2 protein-coding genes and 2 pseudogenes are annotated in these 4001 nt (G+C 71.8%); 2 read left to right on the plus strand and 2 right to left on the minus strand.

The genetic code is table 11. From position 1 onward, the window contains the following. Together IF01_RS46555 and IF01_RS0140665 are read left to right on the plus strand one after the other, a co-directional pair. Nucleotides 1-375, plus strand: a pseudogene (locus IF01_RS46555) (FTR1 family protein); the annotation flags it as partial. 142 nt (nucleotides 376-517) lie between these two features. Then, nucleotides 518-1165: an HNH endonuclease family protein gene (locus IF01_RS0140665; protein ID WP_030398665.1), complete on the plus strand. Its 648-nt coding sequence runs from the start codon at nucleotides 518-520 to the stop codon at nucleotides 1163-1165. Nucleotides 1166-1273: 108 nt separating this feature from the next. Here the strand turns inward: IF01_RS0140665 and IF01_RS0140670 are convergent, their stop codons facing one another. Together IF01_RS0140670 and IF01_RS47245 are read right to left on the minus strand one after the other, a co-directional pair. After that, on the minus strand, nucleotides 1274-3835 hold the full coding sequence (locus IF01_RS0140670) for an ABC transporter permease (RefSeq protein WP_030398666.1): 2562 nt from the start codon (nucleotides 3833-3835) through the stop codon (nucleotides 1274-1276). 74 nt (nucleotides 3836-3909) lie between these two features. Then, nucleotides 3910-4001: pseudogene (locus IF01_RS47245) on the minus strand (ABC transporter ATP-binding protein); the annotation flags it as partial.

Genomic DNA, 4001 nt, shown 5'->3' on the forward strand with positions numbered 1-4001 from the left:
CTGGTCGTCTGCATCCTCATCGCCTACCTGGTCAAGACCGGCCGCCGGGAGAAGCTCCCGCCGGTGTGGACCGGCGTCGGCGCCGCCGTGCTGCTGTCGATGGCCTTCGGCGCGGTCCTGCAGTTCGGCTCCTCCCAGCTGTCCTTCGAGGCCCAGGAAGCCCTCGGCGGCTCACTGTCGATCATCTCGGTCGGCCTGGTCACCTGGATGGTCTTCTGGATGCGCCGCACCGCGCGCCACCTCAAGAGCGAACTCCAGGGCAAGCTCGACGCCGCCCTCGCCATGGGCACCGGCGCCCTCGTCGCCACCGCCTTCCTCGCGGGCGTCCGCGTTCCCCGACCCCGACGGGAAGGGGTCAGTAGTGCCCTGACGGTTTGTGTACCTGACATCCGGTCAAAAAATTCACCTCGCGGATCTACCCGCGTAAACCCCTGGGGCGACATGCTGGTCGGCAGCCCGGGCCGGCTCCCCGCCCGGGGGCTTTCCGCTGCCCTCCTCGACCCAGGAGTTCCCTGTCATGTCCGCGATACGCGTGCCCCGTCGCGTCCTGGCCGCCGCCTTCGGCGCCCTGCTGCTCGCCCTCACCACCCTGCTGACCGGCGCCGGCACCGCCCAGGCGGCCCTGCCGACCCCGGTCTCGGCCGCCACCGCCCGCGGCTACCTCGCCGCGATCGCGGTGACCGCGGAGTCCCACGACTCCACCTACGACCGCGCGCTGTTCCCGCACTGGATCACCATCTCCGGCACCTGCAACACCCGGGAGACGGTCCTCAAGCGCGACGGCAGCAACGTCGTCACCGACTCCGCCTGCGCCTCCGTCAGCGGCAGCTGGGTCTCGGCCTACGACAACGCCACCACCACCAACGCGTCGAGCTTCGACATCGACCACCTGGTGCCGCTGGCCGAGGCCTGGCGCTCGGGCGCCTGGGCCTGGACCACCGCCCAGCGCCAGGCCCTCGCCAACGACCTGGTCCGCCCGCAGCTGATCGCCGTCTCCGCGAGCTCCAACCGCTCCAAGGGCGACCAGGACCCGGCCCACTGGCTGCCGCAGACCTCCTACCGCTGTACCTACGCCCGCGCCTGGGTGCAGGTGAAGTACTACTACGGCCTCTCCGTCGACAGCGCGGAGAAGAGCGCCCTCTCCTCGATCCTCAACGGCTGCTGAGGAAACGTTTGCCCCGGGCGCGTACGGCGCCCGCCGAGCTCGGACAGCACGACGCCCGCCGGGAGGAGTCCCGGCGGGCGTCGTGCGTACGAGGGGTGGCGGCTACTCCTACTCGCTCTTGATCGCGCCCAGGATGTCCAGCCGGGCCGCCCGCAGGGCCGGCCAGACGGCGGCCAGCAGGCCGATCACCGCGGCGGCGACCAGGAAGAACCCGATCTGCACCGGCGGCACCACCAGGGTGATGCTCTTCAGCGAGCCCGCGATCGTCCGGACGGCGGCCCAGGCGGTGACGATGCCGAGCAGCACGCCGACCACACCGCCGAACAGTGCGATCATCAGCGACTCCAGCCGGACCATCCGGCCGACGCCGCGCCGGTCCAGGCCGATCGCCCGCAGCATGCCGATCTCGCGGCGGCGCTCGAACACCGACATCGCCATGGTGTTGACCACACCGAGGATCGCGACGATCACGGACATGCCCAGCAGCCCGTACATGACGTTCAGCACGCCGTTGATCGCGCGGTTGTTCTCCGCCTTGATGTCCTTCTCGCCCTTGATGCCGATCAGCGGGTTGCCGCCGGTGGCGTCGCGCAGCGCCTGCTTCAGCGCGGGGGTGGCGCCGTCGGCGCCCTTGACCAGGACCTTCTTCAGGCCGGAGCCGGCGGCGGCGTGCGGGCCGACCACCTTGTCCGGGGCGATCAGCCCGCCGATCTCGGAGTTGCGCTCCGCCAGGGCGCCGACGGCGAGGCTGCCGCGGGTGCCGTCGGGGTAGGTGATGTCCAGGGTCGAGCCGACCGTGAGGTGGTTGCGCTCCGCGTAGTCCTTGCTGGCCAGCAGCTTGCCCTGCTGGAGCGCGTCGGCGGCGCCCGCGGTGACCTTGACGTCGACCAGCCGGTCGAAGGTCGCCGCGTCCACGGAGGTCAGCCAGGAGGTGTCGCCGTCGGCGACCGCCTGCACCGGCACGTCCCGCACCACGCTCGTCGCGGTGACCCCGGCCGTCCTGGCGATCTGCCCGGCGACCTCGGGGGCCAGCATCGACCAGTTGTCCATGGCGACGGCGTAGTCCGCCTTGATGTCGCTGGCGAAGGCCCGGTCGGCGGCCTTGCTCACCGAGGCGCCGACCACGCTCAGCGTGGTGATCAGGGTGACGCCGATGGTGAGCGCGGAGGCGGTGGCCGCGGTGCGGCGCGGGTTGCGCACGGCGTTCTCGCGGGCCAGCTTGCCGGGCGTGCCGAACAGCCTGCGCAGCACCGGGGCGAACAGCGCGATCACCGGGCGGGACAGCAGCGGGGTGAGGACGAAGACGCCGATCATCAGCGCGCCGGAGCCGAGGCCCACCAGGTTGACCGACTCGGCCGCCGCGCCGCCGACCAGGCCGAGCGCGCCGCCGACGGCGAACAGCAGGCCGATGATGTTGCGCACCAGCAGCGACTTCTGGGTGGCGGGCTGCTCGCTGGAGCTCATCGCGGCGACCGGGGCGATCCGGGAGGCGCGCAGCGAGGGCAGCCAGGCGGCCAGCACGGTGACGGCGACGCCGACGACGAGCGAGGCGATCACGGTGGACGGGGCGATCACCAGCGGGCCGTCCGGCAGGTTGGCCTCCCACGGGCCGTTGAGCAGGGCCTGCAGACCGGCCGCGATGCCGATGCCGCCGATCAGACCGCCGATCGAGGCGGCCAGGCCGACCAGCAGCGCCTCGGCCAGCACCGAGAGGGTGATCTGCTTGCGGCTGGCGCCGACGGCGCGGAGCAGGGCCAGCTCCTTGGTGCGCTGGGCGATCAGCATGGTGAAGGTGTTGGCGATGATGAAGATGCCGACGAAGAGCGAGATGCCGGCGAACACGAGCAGCATGGTGGACATCTGCTTGGTGTTCTCGTCGATCCTCCGCTCCTGCTCGGCGGCCAGCGCGCGGCCGGTGTTGACGTCGAAGGTGTCGGGCTGGGGGAAGGACTTCTGCACGGCGGCCAGCAGCGCGGTGTCGTCCGTGCCGGGCTTGGCCTTGACGTCGATCCCGTCGTACTGGCCGGGGCTCAGGTAGAGCTGCTGGGCGGTGGCGGTGTCGAAGGCGGCGAGCGATCCGCCGGACTCCACGCGCGGGTCGTTGGTGTGCAGGGTGCCGGTGAGCTTGAGCTCCATGACCGGGCCGTTGACCGCGACGCGGACGGTGTCGCCGAGCTTGAAGCCGCCCTTCTCGGCGGTCCTGGTGTCCAGGGCGATCTCGCCGGAGGTGCGCGGGCCCCGGCCGTCGGCCAGCGGGAAGCGCGGGTCGGTGCCGTCGGCGCCCGGGACGTAGTTGGTGCCGGTGGTGGAGAAGCCGTCGCCGATCAGCGCGCCCTTGCGGTCGGCGATGCCGGCGAAGCCGCTGACCACACCGCGGGCCTCGGCGGCGCCGGGCAGCGCGGCGATGGCCTTGCGGGTGTCCTCGGTGAGCTTGGGGCGGTCGGAGCCCTTGCCGCCGTGGTCGTACCCCTTGCCGACGGCACCGTGGTCGCTGACGGTGACGGCGATGTCGGTGTAGCTCTGGGCGCTCTGGGCGCGCCAGGCGCTGGCGAGGGTGTCGGTGAAGACCATGGTGCCGGCCACGAAGGCGGTGCCGAGGAGGACGGCGAGCGTCGTCATCAGCAGTCGGGCCTTGTGGGCCAGCACATTGCGCAGTGCGGTGCGGTACATGGAGTGGTGTCAGTCCTGAGGGTCGTGGCGTCGGCGGCCGGTTCGGTGACGGGGCGGGGGGCTGACCTGCTGCGTCAGCTGGTGCGGCCCTTGGCGTCGAAGCGGCGCATGCGGTCCAGGACGGTGTCGGCGGTGGGGTTGGTGAGTTCGTCGACGATGCGGCCGT

This window comes from Kitasatospora purpeofusca, from assembly GCF_000718025.1.
Classification (GTDB): domain Bacteria; phylum Actinomycetota; class Actinomycetes; order Streptomycetales; family Streptomycetaceae; genus Kitasatospora; species Kitasatospora purpeofusca.

Excerpts from the sequence above, each read along its gene's own strand:
- IF01_RS0140665 (WP_030398665.1), top strand. The coding sequence starts at position 518 with ATGTCCGCGATACGCGTGCCCCGTCGCGTCCTGGCCGCCGCCTTCGGC.
- IF01_RS0140670 (WP_030398666.1), bottom strand. The coding sequence starts at position 3,835 with ATGTACCGCACCGCACTGCGCAATGTGCTGGCCCACAAGGCCCGACTG.